Annotated in this window: 1 protein-coding gene; it reads left to right on the top strand. The window is 58.1% G+C overall.

Annotated features, from left to right (window positions below):
* Window positions 1-260: hypothetical protein (locus SB816_RS32815; protein WP_410548356.1), on the top strand; the 260-nt coding region annotated here is incomplete at both ends.

The raw sequence follows: 260 nt of genomic DNA, 5'->3' as shown, positions 1-260 counted from the left end.
ATCCGGGAGGGCAACGCAACGCCGGCCTGGCTTGCCAACGACTTCAACGCCAGCCGTCGCCACGCTCTGATCGTGGCCCAAGTCATCAAGCTTTGCCAGAAGCTCACGGACGATGCGGTGACGATGTTCATCAAGCTGATGGGTAAATTGTTCTCGCAAGCCAACAATCGGAAGAAGCAGCGGCAGATGGACTGCAGAGCGAACACCGCCAAAGCGCTGCGCATGTTTCTGGATACGATCACCGCCCTGCAGTCTGCCAA

Origin of the sequence: Achromobacter sp. SIMBA_011, assembly GCF_046535435.1 — a bacterium.
Taxonomy (GTDB): Bacteria; Pseudomonadota; Gammaproteobacteria; order Burkholderiales; family Burkholderiaceae_B; genus Achromobacter; species Achromobacter dolens.
Note: the sequence above shows the minus strand (reverse complement) of the source record. Positions and strands in the feature narration are given on the sequence as shown.